Raw genomic sequence first — 17,089 nt, 5'->3', positions numbered from 1 at the left:
CGTGTGAGGGAGGAATGAAACTTCCGTCATGCGGTGAGGGTCTTTGTATTCTGAATGGCGGGCAGAAGCAGCGTTACCCGTAGCCCTGGCTTTCCAGCAGCAAGCTCCATAGTTCCACCGTGCAATTGAACGACAGCCTGCACCAACGAAAGGCCCAGCCCTGCGCCTGGAGTGTTTCGTGCTGTTTCGGCGCGGAAAAACCGCTCTGAAGCACGGGCCATATCCTGTTCGCTCATACCTGGCCCCTGATCCGAGACACTGATGGCAACACGCCCTTTCTGCATCACAGCGGCAAGTGTGATTGTCGTGTTCTCCGGCGCAAACTTGATGGCGTTATCCAGAAGATTGGCAACGGCCTGCTGGAGAAGATGCGGGTCTCCATTGACCCGCGCCAATGCCCCGATCCGGAAATCGAGTTTCAGGCCAGCATCTTCCATGGATGCTTCATAAAGCTCGCTCAGACCTTCCAGCAAAGGCGGAATGTCCAGCACTGTAAACGCCGCCCGCTGCGCGCCCGCTTCAAGTTGGGCGATACGCAGAAGAGCTTCGAAAATGGACGTCACATGGTCCAGATCCAGAACGGCACGATCAATCGCCGCACGGAGCTCGTCTTCAGACGTGGCAGTCAGGCTCGCATCTTCCAGACGCGCGCGTGCTCGTGCAATGGGTGTTCTCAGGTCATGGGCAATGGCATTCGAGACCTGCCGCACGCCATCCATCAAACGGTTGATACGTTCGAGCATGGTGTTGACCGTCTGAGCGACAAGATCGGTTTCATTGCCGGTCAGCGGTATACGACGACTGAGGTCTCCCTGCGCCACAGCAGACGTCGTGCGGGCAATGGAGCGCACGACCTGCCGGAAAATCCGCCGAATGGCGAGCGTCCCACCCGCCGCCAGCAGCGACACCATGACCCAGGCCCAGATAAGCGTATCGGTCAGAACGTGCCGGACGACCTGACGGCCGCGAACATCCCGCCCAACAATCAGGCGAAAGCCTTCCGACAGCGGAAAGGCGTGCATCTTGGCTTGAGTGCGAAAACCATCGCGGCGGATGGAGAGTTCATAAAACTCATCCATCTGGGTGATGACCACAGGCCAGCCCGGTAGATTTCCAGCATATTTGCGACCGTCAGGCCCAACGAGCAAATACAGCTCGTCATCCTCGACGTTCTGATCCAGTCGGTCCTGAATGGCGAGCGCCAGAGCTGCCGGGCCACCATGAACCCAGCGTTGTGCCAGATCGTGAGCATCCACCTGCACGGCAGCTTCGACCTGACGGTCAAGCTGGCCAGTCGTGTTCCACCAGATGAACGACAGGAATACGCCCGCAGAAATGATGAACACCAACCCGTAGGCGAGCGCAAAATTCAGCCCTGCAGACCGGATCGGCCAGCGCAAACGCTTCCCCAGACGGCGGAACCCGCGCCAGATTTTCACAGGTCAGTCCGCGCGCAGGATATATCCGGCGTTACGGATCGTATGGATGAGGGGCGTTGCAAACGGCTTGTCCACTTTCTGGCGCAGGCGTGAGACGTGCACGTCAATCACGTTAGTCTGTGGGTCAAAATGATAGTCCCACACGCGCTCCAGCAGCATGGTCCGCGTGACGACCTGCCCCGCATGACGAATCAGAAATTCCAGCAGACGAAATTCGCGGGGCTGAAGATCAATCTTCTCGTTCCCGCGCTTCACAGTCCGGGAAAGCAGATCCATCTCCAGGTCGCCCACAGTCAAACGTGTCTGAGGAGCAGATTCAGGCCGACCACGGCGGCCGAGCGCCTCAATCCGGGCCAGAAGCTCTGAGAAGGCAAATGGCTTGGTCATGTAGTCATCGCCACCGGCCTTCAGGCCAGCCACGCGTTCATCAACATCTGCCAGAGCGGACAGCAACAGAACCGGCGTCGCATTCTGCTGTCCACGCAGCGTTTCCAGAATGCGCAGGCCGTCAATCCCGCCGGGCAGCATGCGGTCCAGGATCACAACGTCATAATTTTCACTGACAGCCAGAAACAGACCATCCTTGCCGTTATCCGCCTCATCCACGACGTGCCCGGCTTCACGCAATCCCTTGAGCACAAAGGCGCGGACTGTGGAATCGTCCTCAACGAGCAGGATACGCATTGATTTTACTCTCTTCCTTCCGGGCGACTGGGCGCCGTATCAGGGCCTCAGAATACCGGCTTGTGTCCACGGGTCAAAGTGGAGGCTCGATCAGTTATCCGCATTCTTGGGGCGTGGTCCGATATGAACGGGAAGCGTCAGGTCCGTGCCGCCACGCCTGACGCCAAAATTCAGAACCATGCCCGGTCTAGCCGCAGCGATGCTTCGCAACAGCATACGGGCGCTGATGACGGGCGCTCCATCTACCTGCCGCACGATGTCGCCACGGCGCAGACCGCTTTTCTGGGCCGGTCCACCGTTATCGACACCCGCAATACCGACGTCCGTGTCCCCGTCATCAAGAGTAATACCGAGCCAGCCGTGCTCGACATGTCCAGTTGCTTCGATTTCAGCCACGATCGGGGCGACGATTTCGGACGGAATACCGAAGCCAATGCCTACGGAGCCCCCAGCAGGCGTCACGATGGCAGCATTCACCGCCACAACCTGTCCCCGCATATTGAAGGCCGGACCGCCAGAATTCCCTGGATTAATGGGGGCGTCGAGCTGAATGAAATCGTCCAGAGAGCCGATCCCCAAGTCACGCCCTACGGCAGAGACGATGCCCGCCGTCACGGACGAACCAAACCCGAACGGGTTCCCTGCCACCAGAATCCAGTCTCCGATATCCGTCTGGCGGCTGTCGCCCCAGGTGACGTGCGGCAGCGGCTCAGGACTATCGACCTTGATGACGGCAATATCCGTCAGCGGGTCAGCTCCCAGAAGGCGTGCCGGCATTTCATGACCGTTGGAAAGGGAGACGACCACCTTGTCCGCTCCACCGACAACGTGCCGGTTAGTCACAATGATTCCGGTCGCATCCACGATGAAGCCCGAGCCTGCTCCAACCATTTCGTCCTGCTGGCGCTTCATGCGGTCATGATAGCGCTTCTCCAGCGGGGTTCCCTTGATTTGCGGGGGAACGTGATCATGCCCGTCCGGGCTGCTCTGGGTAATGGCAATGTTCACAACGGCCGGAATGACCTGACGCACAAGCGGCGCAAAACTCAGAGGACCGTATTTAACCAACAAGGGAGGAAGTGCCGGTGCCGCGGCCGGAACCGGCGGCTGCGTCGGAATCCCGTGTGCGTCCGTGCTTTCTCCTGCCAGATGGCTGTCCGGACTAACGGACGAAAGCGGTTTGACGGCCTGCTGTTGAATGGTCGTTGTAGCAGGCTGAGATGTGGGAGCGTGTTGCTCTCCGTGGCTGTGCAGACGCAATGCCAGCATCAGGCCTACTGTCACGACAGTCGCTGTTCCGGCCCCGATTGCAGCGGCCTGAAAAGAGCGATTCATGGGAAACAGGTCACGAACATCGTCATGTTTCAGCTGCTAACACAAAACCGTCAAAGCTCCTAAAAGAAGCCGCAGACAGGGGTTTCCTGCCACGCCGGAGGGAAATGTAAAAACCCGATAATAATCATTTTGGAAATCATACCATTCCATCATTTCTATTTTTTAAAATATCTACTTTTCATACTTTCTAGGCAGTTCTTCTGCTTCGAAAGATTTTCCCGATGCTCACCAATCTTCTGCCTCGCGATGCCCTTCTTCTCACAGGTCGCGTATTGCTCGCCGGTCTCTTCCTCGTCATGGGATGGGGCAAACTCGCGGACTTCCCCGCAGCAGTCTCTTACATGGTTCAAACCGGCGCGCCTGTTCCAACCCTGTCAGCCATCCTCGCTATCGTCGTGGAACTGGGGGCAGGACTGGCTTTGCTGGGCGGGATTTTAGTGGAGCCCATCGCGATTGTTCTTGCCCTCTACACCATCGTGACAGGGCTGATCGGCCATCATTTCTGGACGATGTCCGGAATGCTCCGCTACGACATGATGATCCATTTCTATAAGAACATCAGCATTGCAGGGGGCCTGCTCGCTCTTGCCGCCGCTGGTCCAGGACGCTTCGCAATCAGGCTCCGCTAAAAGCTTGCCGCAGACAGGTCATTCCTTGATGGTAACGGTAACTTCGTTTTCTCAAGGAATAACCTGTCATGCGCATGTCCCGTCGCTCCCTGCTCGCTCAGTCCGCCGGGTTTGCATCCTTGTCTCTGCTCCCGAATATGACCCTCGCTGCACCTGCCCAACGAAAAGTCATTTTCGATACAGATCCCGGCATCGATGACGCAATGGCGCTTCTCTTGCTGCATGGCACGCCAAACATCGAGCTGATGGGCATTACGACTGCGGCCGGCAATGGGTTGATCGACACCACAACACGCAATGCACTCTATCTGGCCGAACGCTTCCGGATCCATGTCCCGGTTTCAAAAGGCCAGGGCGCGTCTCTGGATGGTGTGACGTCGTCCCCTCCTGTCACCATTCATGGACGAAACGCTCTGGGAGATATTCCTCTCTCGACAGTCCACAAAAAACTCGATCCTCGCCCCGCGCATGATCTCATCATTGATCTGGTGCGCGCCAACCCACACGAGATCACTCTCGTCGCGACAGGACACATGACAAATCTCGCGCTTGCTCTGCGCAAGGCGCCAGACATTGCCAGTCTGGTGAAGGATGTTGTGCTGATGGGCGGCGCATTCGGGCATCACGATGCACGGGGAAATGTGACACCCGCGGCGGAAGCCAATTTCCATGGGGACCCCCGAGCTGCCGATGAGATCTGTGCCGCTCCTTGGCCTGTGACAATCGTAGGGCTCGATGTCACGACACAAACTCTGATGACAGACGCCTACTTCGAAAACCTGCGCCAGCATGGAGGCCAGTCAGGCCGTTTCCTGTGGGATATCACGCGGGTCTACATGACGTTTCATCGAGGACTTGGTCTGGACGGCATTTATGTCAACGATGCCTCTGCCGCAGCGTACGTGATTGCGCCGGAATTGTTCAAAACCCAGAAAGGTGCCGTTCGCGTCTCGACGGAAGGCGTTACCCGTGGTGAATCTGTTCAGAAAGCAGACGGTCGGGTTTATCCATCCGGAGACTGGGACAATCGCCCATATGTTCAGATCTGCACGGAGGTGGACGCCGAGGGCGTGCGTTCCCTGTTCCGTAAGGCAGTTTTCCAGGTGGCCTGATGGAACCTAGCGTTTGGGACGTGGCTTTGGCGGTTCAGCCGTTGCCGGATCTTCTGGCCAGTCATGCCTTGGGTAGCGCCCGCGCATGTCCTTGCGCATATCTGACCAGCTCCCTTTCCAGAAACCGGCAAGATCAGCAGTAATGGCCTGTGGACGGCCAGCTGGTGAGAGCAATGCACACTGAAGCGGCACGGCGCCATCAGCGAGCAACGGCGTTCCGACCGTGCCATAGAATGCCTGTGCTCGTGCAGACACTGTTGGCACGGCCCCGGTATAATCAATGTCGTGGGTGCTGGCTTTGAGCGTCAGGCGAGGCGGCAGCTTTCGATCAAGTGCGGAAAGGTCGCTATAGTCCATACGGGCCCGAAGAATGGACAGAAGATCGAGAGCTTTCACCTGAGTCAGACGATCGCAGCCTGCGAGATATGGCTCCAGCCATGCCAGATCATCAGCAAGAGCAGCCATCGACAGGTCCGGCAGATGAGGCGCGTAGGTCGCGCGTGCATGCGCCACACGGGCCTGGAACTGAAACGCCGGGTCAGACCAGTTCAGAGCACGGGCAAGATCAGCCGCGATTTGCTGTAGAAGAAGTGCCTGTGCCTCCTCAAACGTCACTTCCGTATTGCGATCACGCAGGATCAACGCACCCAGACGCAGCCTGCGTCGCGCGATGATCCGACCTGACGCCCCATCCAGACTGGTTTCAACCTGCTCGGTTGTTCGATCCAGAAGCGTCTGGGGTAAATTTTCTGCGTCCAGAGGCGCCGCAAGCGTGATTTCCGTCGAAGTCCGCGTGTGAAAAGCTGCGGCAGCCAAAAGCTTTTCCCGCGCAAGACCATCATTAGCCTGCACACGGGCACTCCCGCCGCCGGCAAGCCGAAATCGTCCAATTTCTCCCGCAGCCTGAGCCACACGATCAGGAAAACCGGCGGCCAGAAGCGGCCCTGCATGAGACGGCATCGGGCTTAGTGGAAGGTCTTTGCCACCCATGCGACGCAGAAAGCGCTTCGCCGCCTGACGCATATGGAACAGGCTGGCCCTGTCCGCTCGTGGATCATCCCGCTCAAACAAAGCCAGACGTGTGCGGATGTCCGCTCCCGCAGATGCCCCGGAAGGCATATTCGGTCTGGGGCGCAAAGGATCACGCTCTTCCATAAGCGCGGCCAGGCAGGCTGCCGTCACACGCTCTGGAATGTTTTTCGCCGCACAGAGCATGGCCGCAAGACGCGGGTGAGTTCCGAGCCCCACCATCCGTTTTCCAAGAGCGGTAATCTGGTCGGCTTCATTCAGGGCACCCAAGTCACGCAACAACTCACGCCCACCCGCAAGCACTCCGGCAGGAGGCGCATCAAGGAGTGGCAACATGTCGGGCGCTGTTCCCATGACGTCCTGCCAGGCTGCCGTCACGAGAGCGAAGTCCGTTAAATCCGCAACAAGGATTTCGGGCGCGTCCTGTGGCCGCAAAGAGCGTTGCGTCGCCTCGGACCACAGACGGATCGCGACACCAGGAGACTGACGCCCGGCACGCCCCGCGCGCTGAGTGGCCGTTGCACGCGAAATCTTCAGTGTTTCCAGTCTAGATAGCCCTGTGTTGGAATCCAGACGTGGTGCCCGGCGCAGACCACCATCGACAACAATCCGAACCCCGGAAACCGTCACGGAAGTCTCGGCAATGGAGGTTGCCAGCACAACACGCCGTCTGTCGGAGGGCGCAATCGCGCGATCCTGATCTTCTGTCGTCTGTTCTCCATGAAGAAGAAAAACAGGAACAGCATCTCCAAGCAGAGCCTGTGTTCGGCGAATTTCCCCAACGCCGGGAAGGAACGCAAGAATATCGCCCTCTTCCTCTGTAAAAGCCTGCCGGATAGCGCGTGCGCAAGCCTCTGGCAGGTCACGCGGGTGCATTACATCCCGGGTGTGGCGTATATCGATGGGATACTGTCGGCCTTCACTCTCGATCAGGGTGGCCTTCATAAGATCTGTAAACGCGCGCCCATCAGGCGTTGCAGACATAGCCAGGATGCGAAGATCCGGCCTGAGTTCACGCTGGAGGTCCAGACAGAACCCCAAAGCCGCATCCAGATCCAGCGAGCGCTCATGCACCTCATCAAACAGAACAGCACCAACCCCATCCAATGTTGGGTCTGCTAACAGGCGTCGTACAAGCAACCCTTCCGTCACAACTTCAATACGCGTTCGGCCTGAGACTGCACTGTCGGTGCGCGTACGAAAGCCTACAGTTTCACCCGGTCGCTCTCCCAGCGTGGAGGCCATCCGTGCCGCGGCCCCTCGCACAGCAACACGACGAGGTTCGACCAGAATGATTTTCTGCCCCCCAAGCCATGATGCCTCAAGCAGCGCCAGTGGCGTCAGGGTTGTCTTACCCGCACCGGGAGGAGCAACGAGAACAGCATTCGGCTGTTGCTCTAATGTTTTCAGAAGATCAGGAAGAACAGCCGCAACCGGAAGGTCCGAAGAAAGGAAATCGCTCAGGACAAAACTCCGGAATTAGGGGCTCGACGTGGAACAGCAACACTGAGCGTAATTGGAGACAGATGTCTCAAAACCCGACTCTCTTCAATGGGTGCTCAGATGTGCAAGCGTCCACGTCCAGCTTCCGTCACCACCATCTTATTTCAGAGCAAACCCAAGCCGGTTGAGCACAGCTTTCATGACATGGCGGCCGCTCAACCCATGGTAGCTATCCACACGACTTGCCACGGTTTCAGACCATGCTCGCGGTGCAAGGCCCTGCTCCTGCTGATAGGCATCGGCAACGCGGTCATAAGCTGCGACACCTTCGGCTTCATTTGCGGAAGTGTAGCGTTCACGGTGCACCACGACATCCTGCCCCAGACGCGGCTTGTAACCGTTCTGAGCCGACGGATCAGGACGTCCCACACAGAGACCAACAACTGCAACGGTTTTGGGCGGCAGGTTGAGCAGCTTGGCAACGTCTTCCGGATGATTCCGCAGACCACCGATGTAAACAGTCCCAAGCCCCATGGACTCGAACGCCGTCACAGCATTCTGGGCAGCAATACCGACATCCAGCGTGCTCATGAGGAAGATTTCCTCATAATCCAGCGCTTCACTACCCTTGCCTGCCCGTTCCGCAATCCGTTCCAGACGCGCCAGATCGACGATCCAGGCCAGAAACAACGGTGCAACTTCGATATGCTTCTGATTACCGCAGAGTTCGGCAAGCTTTGCCCGCGTCTCCGGATTTTCGACCGCAACAACGGACCATACCTGCAGATTACTAGACGTTGCCGCAGAAGAGGATGCCGCGATTCCAGCTTCCAGCGTTCCGGGAGGCAGCGCATCCGGGAGATAGGCCCGGACAGAATGGTGTTTCAGAAGAGTCTGGAGAACCGGATTGTCCGGCAGGTCTTTTGGGGCGTCAGTGCGATAGCGGGTCTGCCACAGGGAAGAAATGCCGGACATGGTGGTTCCTCAGTCTTCGTAAGTGATGAGTGCGTTCAGCGGAACGTCCAGTTTGTCACGTCCCTTGAGACCTGCAAGCTCGATCAGCACGCTTGCACCCACAACTTCTGCCCCAACCTTACGCAACAGGTCGATGGACGCAGCAAGTGTGCCACCCGTAGCCAGAAGGTCATCAAGCACGACAACGCGCTGACCCGGCTTGATGGCGTCTACCTGGATATGGAGTTCGTCTTCACCGTATTCGAGGCCGTATTTCAGGGAAATCGTCTCGCCCGGCAGCTTGCCCGGCTTGCGCAACATGGTGAAGCCGCAGCCGAGGCGCTGTGCCAGAGGAGCTGCTGTCAGGAAGCCGCGGCTTTCGATGCCAGCCAGCAGGTCCGGCTGCCAGGCAGAGATGATACGTGCCAGACGGCCCGTAGCAACCTGCCAGGCTTCGGCAGAGCGGATCAGCGTGGAAATATCGTAAAACAGGATGCCCGGCTTCGGAAAATCGGGAACCTCACGGATGTAGTTCTTGAGGTTGAGCGGCTGGGGTTCCTGAAACGACATGGCGGCACTGCTTTCTTCTGGGCATGGCAAACAGCGGGCCATGTAGGGGACTCTTCCCCTTTAACTCAAGCCCGGATTGCGTTCCGGGCCTGATCGATGGCTTCAAGCAGTGCATTCCTGCGAAACGGCTTGGGCAAAACCGCCACGCTTTCTCCCATGAGTTGTCCCTCCTCAAAGTCTCCTGACATGAGAACAACGGCAAGGCTGGCATTCTGCTCCCGCAGTTTCCGGGCAAGGAGCAGGCCATTGAGCACACCTGGAAGATTGTAGTCCGTCACCAGCAGGTCTGCCGACCCGTCCCACGCCAAGGCACTTTCAGCATCCTCAACCAGATGAACGTCCCATCCTTCCCGCGTCAGAACCGTCTTCACCACAAGGGCCACGGCCACATCGTCTTCAACAAGAAGTACCTGCATCACTCTCAACTCCTTCAGGGCGCTGATGATGGCAGTCTGGGCCTCAGCAGAGCAAACACGGTTGCCGCGCAGAAGGCGAACACCAGAAAGCCCGCAAATGGAATGGCCGTCCCGGGGGACATCAGACCGAACAGCGCACTTGCTACCGCTCCGAACAGGTACTGCATTGTTCCTGCCAGAGCAGAAGCCGAGCCTGCACGTTCGGACTGTTCAGACAGAATGCCAACCATTGAATTGGGTCCAATGATGCCTGTTGGCGCCATTGTGATGACAAGCGAGATGATCAGCGGCCAGAGGAAGAAGGATCGAAGCTGTCCGCCCGCTGTCAGATCAACAGCGGAAATGACGGCCAGCGCCAGGAAAAGGATACTGCCTGTCAGGCTGATCCCCAACGCACTGAAAAGCATATGGGTCGTACTGACCTTCCCCACCACAAGCCCATTGATGGCGGAAGCCCCGATCATACAGACCGCGAACAGACCAAACAGCATTCCATAATGGAACGGAGACATGCCGAAGCGCTCTTCGAACAGCGTGGGAGCGCCTGTCAGATAGGTGAAGGTTACGAAGCCCAGAAAGCTCCAGACGAGGCCATTCGTAATGAAGCTGCGGGTCCGCAGAATATAGATATAGCGTTCGATGATGGAGAGAGGCCGCATGTCCCGGCGTTCCTGCGAGGGGAGCGTTTCCGGGAAGACTGTCAGGAGCATCAGGGTACAGAGCCCGCCATACACGGCCGTGGCCCAGAAAATGACCCGCCAGTCCACAAACTTCAGCGCAAAGCCACCCAGCATGGGCGCGAGAATCGGAACAACACCCTGCACGACGATCAGGCGCGACATGAGGCGGGATGCTTCATCACCTTCCGTCAGATCCCGAAGACATGCATTGGGAATCACCAGTCCGGCCGAGGCCATCAGAGCTGAAAAAACCCGACAGATGCACATGATGGTCATGGTCGGGGCCAGTGCGCAGCCGATCTCGCCGATTGTGTATCCGATCATACCAATCAGAAGCGGCAGCCGGCGGCCGAACCTGTCTGACACCGGGCCAATCGTGATCTGACCAATGGCCAGTCCGATAACCCAGGCAGCCATGGTGATACTGCCTGAACCGGGAGCAGAATGAAGCTGGCGTTCCATTTCAGGGAGGGCCGGGAGATAGATATCTGTGGAGACAGGTCCGACTGCCGTGAAGATACCCAGCATAAGCGGCAACCATCCCGGAATGGTGTCTCCACGCCGGAACGCCATGCTCTGTTCTGTCATTCGTTTCTGCCTGTGAAAAAGCAATGTTCAGAAGATGAGAAAGGACCCGTCCCTCACGAACGGATCAAACCAGTGAATCGTTCAGAACAAGATGTTCGAACGGTTATTCATCTGCCTGACGCAGGAGCAACGCTCCCAGAACGCCAGAAACCACAAACAGGCCACCCGCGAGACCAAGCTGGATCATATGACCAATACGTGTGCCAGCCCCTACCAGAACAAACACCAGGTTCTGAGGCAAACCGCCAAGGCAGGTTGCCAACGCAAAGGCTGGAAGCGGAAGTTCAAATAATCCGGCTGCCATGGAGACCAGCAGAGCAGACCCAACAGGCATAAGCCGCAAGGTCAGAACAGCACGGAAGGGTTTGCGATGAAGGATTCTTGCCAGCGCTGCATAATTCCTTTGCAGGCGGTCATGCAACCTTTGTCGAAATTTTACCGGTGCAAGCACTCTAGCCCAGCCATAAGCCGCCATCGCCCCCAGCATATACGCCAGAGAACACAGGCCCAGCCCACCCCAGACTCCAAACGCCAGCCCCGCGGCAATGCACAACGCCTGTCGCGGCAGACCGCAGGCACAATACGGAATGGCCAGTAGCAGGAACCAGACTGCTGCATAGGGAGTTTCGTGCCAATGCGGCGCGTTTTCCAGCAGACGATGAATGAAGGGCAACCGCTGCAACAGCGCCACACACAACAACATCGCACCAATCGTCAGAGCAGCACGCCAGGGCACAAGCTGACGAAACGTGCGCCGTAGTTCGGGATCAGGAGGGGAAGAGATCGGGCTGCCCATCTCCGCCGGATACCAGCGGAAACGGCACGCGGCTATGGCACGAGCAGATTTTGGAAAAGATATCCTTGTAGATATATCTTAAGATACTATATCGTACGACATATCGAATGAAGGAAAATACGATGTTCAAACATGATACCCATCGCGCTGAGCGCGGTTTCTCAAGGTTCTCCCAGGGTTTTGGTTTCGGCGGGCACAAGCATCGCAAGGGCGGTCGAAGCCGCAGCGACGCATCAAACAGCGAAGGAGAAAAAATGCAGGATCGTCCGGACTGCCGTGAAGGCGGATTTCCTCCAGAGCGTGGCGAACACGCAGGGCGCCGATTTGGAGGCCGAGGTGGCGAAGGTCGTGGCGGACGCGGCTTTGGTGGTCGGGGACCACGCGGCGGCGGCCGGTTCGGTAGCGGCGGCTTTGGTGACGACACTTTCGGGCGTGGTCGCAAACTGACAGCTGAGGAACTTCAGATTGTCATTGAAGCCCTTCTCCATGATCAGCCTGCACATGGTTACGAGCTGATCCGCCGCCTCGAAGAGCACTCCGGTGGGTTCTACAAACCGAGCCCTGGCGTCATTTATCCTTCCCTCACCTATCTTGAAGAAGCCGGTCTCACCGCCGTCACGCAGGAGGGCAACCGTAAACATTACAGTCTCACGGATGAGGGACGCACCCATTATGAAGCGAACCGGGAGACGGCGAATCGTATTCTCGAAGTTCTCGCCCGGATTGGTGCCCGAATGTCGGAAGTTCGGGATGCCTTCAGTGGAGTGAATGATCTTGATCCAAGCCTGGGTCAGGACCTGCATGAGGCACGTCTGGCTCTGAAGCTGGCTCTGAAATCCCGTCGCGGAGCGAATGCAGAGGAACTGCGCCGGGTGGTGCAGATCCTGCGGCAGGCTGCAGCCGACATCAGCGGTGAAACACCAGAAGACAAGCCATCCGCCGACTGAAGATCACGCCTCTTCGTCTATGAGAATGAATGGAGTAAAGGGTGGTCATGATTGTTCAGGACCACCCTTACTTCTGCAATATGCCCGAAGACATGCAGTACTATCGGTCTGAAGTCTTTCCAGCCGGTTTCATTGAAAAATCAATGATCTTTGCGCTTCCTGACCGGCTTAAGAAATTCCGGCGCAATCTGTGGCACGTCCGGCGCAATCCTGGGGAAGATGCAGTTTATATGCCGCTGTTCCGGGTGGACTGTATTTTAAGGTCAGAGCCGCGCCCTGCAGGGTTGCAGGGACCGCTGGATATTTATCCATTCTATACCCGCACGACAAAGACCCGCAGCCGTGAGCTGGACTACTATGTCCTGTTCATTTTTCGCGAAAAACTGTCATTCATGCGATGTCAGGAACTCATCGGGAAAGGTTAGGCACTGCCCCACTTGATGTAGATCGTCAGGACGCCCAATGATGACATGCTTTTCAGACCATTAATGCGGATAAGATCGATGTCCAAATCCCTGTACGCCACGATGAAAGCCCTGCCGGGCTGCCGTGAGAAGGTCCGTGACCTTCTGATTGCTTTAGCTGCCGATGTGCGCGCTGAGCCCGGCTGTGAGCGCTTCGTTGTGCACACACTGGCAGAAGACCCTGATTTTTTCCATGTGGAAGAAAGCTACCGTGATGAAGCCGCTTTCAGAACGCATATTTCCAACGAGCACGGCCGCGTCTTCAACAAGGCCATAGAAACACTGGTTGAAGACGGCGGCTCGAAAGTTGTGTTTCTCGATACGGTAATCTGAACAAACGTCAGATCAGGCCCTTTGCGCGAATCAGCGCAAAGGCAGCCAGAGACACCATGCATTTAAGTTCGCCACGGGCGATCAGGTCTTCAAATTCGCCCAGCGTCATGTCCTGCGTCGTGATGTCCTGCTCGGTGTCTTCCAGCTCGGTCTCACCGCGCGTGAGGTTACGCGCCAGAAAGACGTGGCCTTTCTGGTTCGAGTATCCGGCCCCCTGATACATCGTTCCCACATGAATCATCTCGCCAGCGCGCAGGCCCGTTTCCTCGCGGAGTTCACCGAGAGCCAGTTCGACAGGATCGACGTTCTCTTTGGTCTCCCACATTCCCATTGGCAGTTCGAGCAGGCGCTCCCCAACCGGGTACCGAAACTGCTGGATCAGGGTCACGCGGCCATCAGCGTGCATGGGCAGGATCACCACAAACTCTCCACGCTCGACAATGCCATAAAGGCCTTTCTTGCCGTTGGGATGAATGATGATGTCCTCTCGCAGGGCCGTCCACGGATTGCTGTAAGCCAGACGGGTTGAGACTGTCTGGAAACCAGCGGCGCGACGGGCGTCTTCGATGCTCATGGACTGATCCGATCTTGTTTCGTTCCTGTTGATCGGCGACACTGTACAGATGGAGTCCCGCCGGATCGTGCATATCGACATGGACGCTTTTTATGCGTCTGTCGAACAGCGAGATAACCCGTCCTTACGTGGCCGCCCCCTCGCGGTTGGACGGGGCGAGGCCCGTGGTGTTGTCGCCGCTGCCAGTTATGAAGCGCGTCCTTTTGGTGTTCGCTCTGCGATGCCCTCCCTGAAAGCCAAGCGCCTTTGTCCGGACCTTGTATTCGTACCGGCCAGGTTTGACGTCTATCGCGCTATTTCCATGCAGATCCACGAGATCTTTGCCCGATATACGCCCCTCATCCAGCCTCTTTCCCTTGATGAGGCCTACCTGGATCTCACGGATTATCTGGGCGCCTATGGTTCGGCCACGTTGGTTGCGGAACGCATTCGTGCAGACATCCGCAAGGAAACCGGCCTTACAGCTTCCGCTGGGGTCTCTTACAACCGGTTTCTGGCCAAACTGGCATCCGATTACCGCAAACCTGACGGGCTTTTTGTCATCACGCCGCGAATGGGACCAGATTTTGTGCTGAACTTGTCCGTAGACCAGTTCCATGGAATTGGCCCGGCGACTGCTCGAAAAATGAATGCTCTGGGCATTAAAACCGGCGCAGACCTCCGGAAAATGGATCTACTCACGCTCACACGCCACTTTGGGAAGGCCGCTTCCTTTTATCATGGCATTTCCCGCGGGATTGATGACCGCCCCGTCGTTGTTAATCGCGAGCGCAAGTCTTTGGGAACGGAACAGACCTATCTGACAGACCTGCGAGATGAAGCCGCTGCACGCAATGCTCTGGGGATGATTGCCACCAAACTCTGGCTCCAGGCCCAGCGTAAACAGATCACAGGCCGAACCGTAACCCTCAAGGTCAAATATGCCGATTTCCGGCAGATTACGCGGGCCCGAAGTCTGCCTGTCTCCGTTGAGTCCGAGGCGAGTCTGGCTGAAATCGGCCAGTCCCTTCTGACGCCGCTTTTCCCGTTAATGCCCGGCGTACGTCTTCTTGGCCTCACGTTGTCAGCTCTTGCGAGCCCCACGCTGGACGAGCGGGACAACAACTCACAGATGCAGCTTGCTTTCGATCAGCCAGAAACAACGCTCCCCGAAAATCGACAGGTTTTTCGCTCACTTTCTCTCTTTTGAGCGTTGTTAGGACACAAAAGAGGCATATCGCGCCTCTTGGTTGTCTTCACAGGAGATGAAATTCCATGGTTCCGTTCCGCCTGCCAGCCCTTTTCTCAACCGGTGCAATTGCCACCATTGCCGCCCTCTCCCTTGGAGGCTGCACGTCCGGTGTATCGGCTGCACAGAACCCGGAAACTCAAGCTGCCGCGACATCCGCTGCAACGGCCGCAGCCCAGAGCACGGCTTCACAGCTGACCAGTGGCCTGACGGGTGCCCTCGGCCTGCCAAATCTTTCGTCCACATCCACCAGCAATCTGGCAGGCGTGCTGAACTATTGTGTGACGAACAACCTGGCCACGGGCACGAATGCCACAGGTCTTCTCTCCACAGCCACACAGGCAGCAGGCGTGACCAACAGCCCCGCATACAGTGCTGGCCAGCAGGGCATTCTTCAGGCCGTCAGCAACCAGACGAACACGTCCCAGCAATACTCCCTGTCCTCACTGGCAGAGCCGTTGCGCCAGAAAGTATGCTCAGCGGTTTCAAGCCGCCTGCAGAACATGCTTTAAGGCCACCTTCTCTCGGGATGTTCATTCCCGAGAGATCACATACTGTTGTTTTTTGGACCTGAGGGGTCCATTGACCGTGACGGATCGTTCAAACTGTCCTATGCCTGACAGGACGTAACCAATTAGTTACTTATAAGAGACGGGAGACTGAAGACATGACTGCGGAAGAAACGCCGGTGAGTTCACCGACGAAGCGGGTTCTTACCGTCGTTCTGTTCAATCTTCTGGTTTACATCGTTATCGGGCTTCCCAATGCCGTCCTGACGATCTTCGTGCACCATACGCTGGGCTATAGCACGACGATCGCCGGTCTGGCCTTTTCGTTGCAATATCTCGCGACATTTGCAGCCCGGCCTTCTGCCGGACGGCTGGTCGATAGCATAGGCCCCAAACCGGTTGTTTTAGGCGGATTGGTGACATGCCTCATCTCAGGTCTGCTGATGATCGGTGCGGGTTGGTCAGGCGAGACACCAGCCGTTTCCCTTGGAATTTTGCTCTTAAGTCGTCTGTTTCTAGGCTGGGCAGAAAGCTGGGCCGCCACGGGCGTCATTGTCTGGAATATCCGCCGGGCCGGAGCTGAAAACACAGCTATTGCCATTTCGTGGAACGGTATCTGTTCTTATGGAGGCATTGCTCTTGGTGCACCGATTGGCGCCAAGCTCTCACAGCTTCCTCATCCTTATGGCGGCATTGTCTCGGTCGGCATCCTGTCTGCCCTTCTCCCGCTTTTTGGCCTTGCCCTGATCGGCTTTTACAAAGGGATCAAGCCTCTCCCGGCCACGGAAAAGCCTGTTCCGTTTGCACGCGCGCTTCGGTTGGTTCTGCCGCATGGCATGGCGCTGGCGGCTGGCTCCATCGGATTCGGTGCCATCTCGTCCTTTCTTGCTTTGTATTATGCCGTTCTGCACTGGGAGGGCGCTGCAACAGCCCTGTCCGTCTTCGGAATTGTATTTGTTGTCATCCGGTTCTTTTTCGCCTCACAGATTGCCCGGCGTGGCGGCGTCTTCGTGGCAATTGTTTCTCTGCTGATCGAAGCTGTCGGGCTGGCCTGTCTGGCAATTTTTCCCTCACAAGGGGCCGCTCTGATCGGTGCGGCGCTGACTGGCGCAGGTTTCTCCCTGCTGTTCCCTGCCCTTGGTGTGCTGGCCGTCAACAGTGCTGGCCCACAGAACCGTGGGGCCGCTTTGGGCGCCTATTCGATCTTCATTGATCTGGCGATTGCATGTTCGGGTCTTGTGCTCGGGCAGGTCATCGAGTTTGCTGGCTACAAGACCATGTTCGGCACGACTGCGGTGTGCTGTCTGGTCGGTGTGCTCATCAGCCGTTCGCTTGGGCGGAAGCCTGCCGTCTAAGCGT

At 57.3% G+C, this 17,089-nt stretch carries 18 protein-coding genes; 8 read left to right on the top strand and 10 right to left on the bottom strand.

Going from position 1 to position 17,089, the window contains the following annotated elements; all coding sequences use genetic code 11:
• Positions 1-26 precede the first annotated feature (26 nt).
• The 3 genes from KP708_RS01360 to KP708_RS01350 all read right to left on the bottom strand — a co-directional run bounded on the left by KP708_RS01360 (position 27) and on the right by KP708_RS01350 (position 3,458).
• Entirely contained in the window at positions 27-1,439 is a 1,413-nt protein-coding gene (locus tag KP708_RS01360; protein ID WP_215749932.1) for a HAMP domain-containing sensor histidine kinase, read from the bottom strand.
• Positions 1,440-1,442: 3 nt separating this feature from the next.
• Positions 1,443-2,123 carry a response regulator transcription factor gene (locus tag KP708_RS01355; protein WP_046900612.1) on the bottom strand — a complete coding sequence of 227 codons (681 nt, stop codon included), beginning with the start codon at positions 2,121-2,123 and terminating at the stop codon, positions 1,443-1,445.
• A gap of 90 nt (positions 2,124-2,213) precedes the next feature.
• Positions 2,214-3,458, bottom strand: a complete 1,245-nt coding sequence (locus KP708_RS01350) for a S1C family serine protease (protein WP_215749931.1) — start codon at positions 3,456-3,458, stop codon at positions 2,214-2,216.
• A gap of 221 nt (positions 3,459-3,679) precedes the next feature.
• Between KP708_RS01350 and KP708_RS01345 the strand changes: the two genes are divergently transcribed.
• On the top strand, positions 3,680-4,087 hold the full coding sequence (locus KP708_RS01345; RefSeq protein ID WP_211515766.1) for a DoxX family protein: 408 nt from the start codon (positions 3,680-3,682) through the stop codon (positions 4,085-4,087).
• Between the two features lie 68 nt (positions 4,088-4,155).
• Complete coding sequence (locus tag KP708_RS01340; protein ID WP_215749928.1) at positions 4,156-5,199, top strand: nucleoside hydrolase; 1,044 nt, start codon at positions 4,156-4,158, stop codon at positions 5,197-5,199.
• 6 nt (positions 5,200-5,205) lie between these two features.
• Here the strand turns inward: KP708_RS01340 and hrpB are convergent, their stop codons facing one another.
• The 6 genes from hrpB to KP708_RS01310 all read right to left on the bottom strand — a co-directional run bounded on the left by hrpB (position 5,206) and on the right by KP708_RS01310 (position 11,675).
• On the bottom strand, positions 5,206-7,692 hold the full coding sequence (gene hrpB, locus KP708_RS01335) for an ATP-dependent helicase HrpB (RefSeq protein ID WP_215750116.1): 2,487 nt from the start codon (positions 7,690-7,692) through the stop codon (positions 5,206-5,208).
• Between the two features lie 138 nt (positions 7,693-7,830).
• Positions 7,831-8,646, bottom strand: coding sequence for an NADPH-dependent oxidoreductase (locus KP708_RS01330; RefSeq protein ID WP_202207045.1), 816 nt, complete (start codon positions 8,644-8,646; stop codon positions 7,831-7,833).
• A 9-nt stretch (positions 8,647-8,655) separates the two neighbouring features.
• Positions 8,656-9,195: an adenine phosphoribosyltransferase gene (locus KP708_RS01325; protein ID WP_215750114.1), complete on the bottom strand. Its 540-nt coding sequence runs from the start codon at positions 9,193-9,195 to the stop codon at positions 8,656-8,658.
• A gap of 65 nt (positions 9,196-9,260) precedes the next feature.
• A complete protein-coding gene (locus KP708_RS01320) occupies positions 9,261-9,611 on the bottom strand; it encodes a response regulator (RefSeq protein WP_064275635.1) in 351 nt (116 codons plus the stop codon).
• A gap of 14 nt (positions 9,612-9,625) precedes the next feature.
• The gene (locus KP708_RS01315) at positions 9,626-10,879 is read right to left on the bottom strand and encodes a multidrug effflux MFS transporter (RefSeq protein WP_215749926.1); all 1,254 of its coding nucleotides are present in this window, start codon (positions 10,877-10,879) and stop codon (positions 9,626-9,628) included.
• A 103-nt stretch (positions 10,880-10,982) separates the two neighbouring features.
• A complete protein-coding gene (locus tag KP708_RS01310; RefSeq protein WP_046900603.1) occupies positions 10,983-11,675 on the bottom strand; it encodes a TVP38/TMEM64 family protein in 693 nt (230 codons plus the stop codon).
• A gap of 122 nt (positions 11,676-11,797) precedes the next feature.
• Here KP708_RS01310 and KP708_RS01305 point away from each other — a divergent pair, with 122 nt between their 5' ends.
• From KP708_RS01305 to KP708_RS01295, 3 genes are all read left to right on the top strand, one after another.
• Entirely contained in the window at positions 11,798-12,622 is an 825-nt protein-coding gene (locus KP708_RS01305) for a PadR family transcriptional regulator (protein WP_215749924.1), read from the top strand.
• A 47-nt stretch (positions 12,623-12,669) separates the two neighbouring features.
• Entirely contained in the window at positions 12,670-13,047 is a 378-nt protein-coding gene (locus tag KP708_RS01300; protein WP_215749922.1) for a hypothetical protein, read from the top strand.
• Positions 13,048-13,125: 78 nt separating this feature from the next.
• Complete coding sequence (locus KP708_RS01295; protein WP_215749920.1) at positions 13,126-13,419, top strand: putative quinol monooxygenase; 294 nt, start codon at positions 13,126-13,128, stop codon at positions 13,417-13,419.
• Positions 13,420-13,426: 7 nt separating this feature from the next.
• Here KP708_RS01295 and KP708_RS01290 read toward each other — a convergent pair whose 3' ends face one another.
• Positions 13,427-13,993: an NUDIX hydrolase gene (locus KP708_RS01290; protein ID WP_064275640.1), complete on the bottom strand. Its 567-nt coding sequence runs from the start codon at positions 13,991-13,993 to the stop codon at positions 13,427-13,429.
• A gap of 49 nt (positions 13,994-14,042) precedes the next feature.
• On the opposite strand from KP708_RS01290, the gene dinB reads away from it, so the two are divergent.
• The 3 genes from dinB (at position 14,043) to KP708_RS01275 (ending at position 17,085) form a co-directional block, all read left to right on the top strand.
• Complete coding sequence (dinB, locus tag KP708_RS01285) at positions 14,043-15,182, top strand: DNA polymerase IV (protein WP_215749918.1); 1,140 nt, start codon at positions 14,043-14,045, stop codon at positions 15,180-15,182.
• 65 nt (positions 15,183-15,247) lie between these two features.
• Complete coding sequence (locus KP708_RS01280; protein ID WP_202207038.1) at positions 15,248-15,733, top strand: DUF2501 domain-containing protein; 486 nt, start codon at positions 15,248-15,250, stop codon at positions 15,731-15,733.
• Between the two features lie 155 nt (positions 15,734-15,888).
• On the top strand, positions 15,889-17,085 hold the full coding sequence (locus tag KP708_RS01275) for an MFS transporter (protein ID WP_215749915.1): 1,197 nt from the start codon (positions 15,889-15,891) through the stop codon (positions 17,083-17,085).
• Positions 17,086-17,089: the final 4 nt, after the last annotated feature.

It is taken from the genome of Gluconobacter sp. P5H9_a (assembly GCF_018812085.1).
GTDB lineage: Bacteria > Pseudomonadota > Alphaproteobacteria > Acetobacterales > Acetobacteraceae > Gluconobacter.
This window is presented reverse-complemented; position numbering and strand designations above follow the sequence as displayed.

What these genes read in the sequence shown, in the direction of transcription:
- KP708_RS01355 (WP_046900612.1), bottom strand. Translation starts at nt 2,123, where the DNA reads ATGCGTATCCTGCTCGTTGAGGACGATTCCACAGTCCGCGCCTTTGTG.
- KP708_RS01350 (WP_215749931.1), bottom strand. Translation starts at nt 3,458, where the DNA reads ATGAATCGCTCTTTTCAGGCCGCTGCAATCGGGGCCGGAACAGCGACT.
- KP708_RS01345 (WP_211515766.1), top strand. Translation starts at nt 3,680, where the DNA reads ATGCTCACCAATCTTCTGCCTCGCGATGCCCTTCTTCTCACAGGTCGC.
- KP708_RS01340 (WP_215749928.1), top strand. Translation starts at nt 4,156, where the DNA reads ATGCGCATGTCCCGTCGCTCCCTGCTCGCTCAGTCCGCCGGGTTTGCA.
- KP708_RS01330 (WP_202207045.1), bottom strand. Translation starts at nt 8,646, where the DNA reads ATGTCCGGCATTTCTTCCCTGTGGCAGACCCGCTATCGCACTGACGCC.
- KP708_RS01325 (WP_215750114.1), bottom strand. Translation starts at nt 9,195, where the DNA reads ATGTCGTTTCAGGAACCCCAGCCGCTCAACCTCAAGAACTACATCCGT.
- KP708_RS01320 (WP_064275635.1), bottom strand. Translation starts at nt 9,611, where the DNA reads ATGCAGGTACTTCTTGTTGAAGACGATGTGGCCGTGGCCCTTGTGGTG.
- KP708_RS01315 (WP_215749926.1), bottom strand. Translation starts at nt 10,879, where the DNA reads ATGACAGAACAGAGCATGGCGTTCCGGCGTGGAGACACCATTCCGGGA.
- KP708_RS01310 (WP_046900603.1), bottom strand. Translation starts at nt 11,675, where the DNA reads ATGGGCAGCCCGATCTCTTCCCCTCCTGATCCCGAACTACGGCGCACG.
- KP708_RS01305 (WP_215749924.1), top strand. Translation starts at nt 11,798, where the DNA reads ATGTTCAAACATGATACCCATCGCGCTGAGCGCGGTTTCTCAAGGTTC.
- KP708_RS01300 (WP_215749922.1), top strand. Translation starts at nt 12,670, where the DNA reads ATGATTGTTCAGGACCACCCTTACTTCTGCAATATGCCCGAAGACATG.
- KP708_RS01295 (WP_215749920.1), top strand. Translation starts at nt 13,126, where the DNA reads ATGTCCAAATCCCTGTACGCCACGATGAAAGCCCTGCCGGGCTGCCGT.
- KP708_RS01290 (WP_064275640.1), bottom strand. Translation starts at nt 13,993, where the DNA reads ATGAGCATCGAAGACGCCCGTCGCGCCGCTGGTTTCCAGACAGTCTCA.
- dinB (WP_215749918.1), top strand. Translation starts at nt 14,043, where the DNA reads ATGGAGTCCCGCCGGATCGTGCATATCGACATGGACGCTTTTTATGCG.
- KP708_RS01280 (WP_202207038.1), top strand. Translation starts at nt 15,248, where the DNA reads ATGGTTCCGTTCCGCCTGCCAGCCCTTTTCTCAACCGGTGCAATTGCC.
- KP708_RS01275 (WP_215749915.1), top strand. Translation starts at nt 15,889, where the DNA reads ATGACTGCGGAAGAAACGCCGGTGAGTTCACCGACGAAGCGGGTTCTT.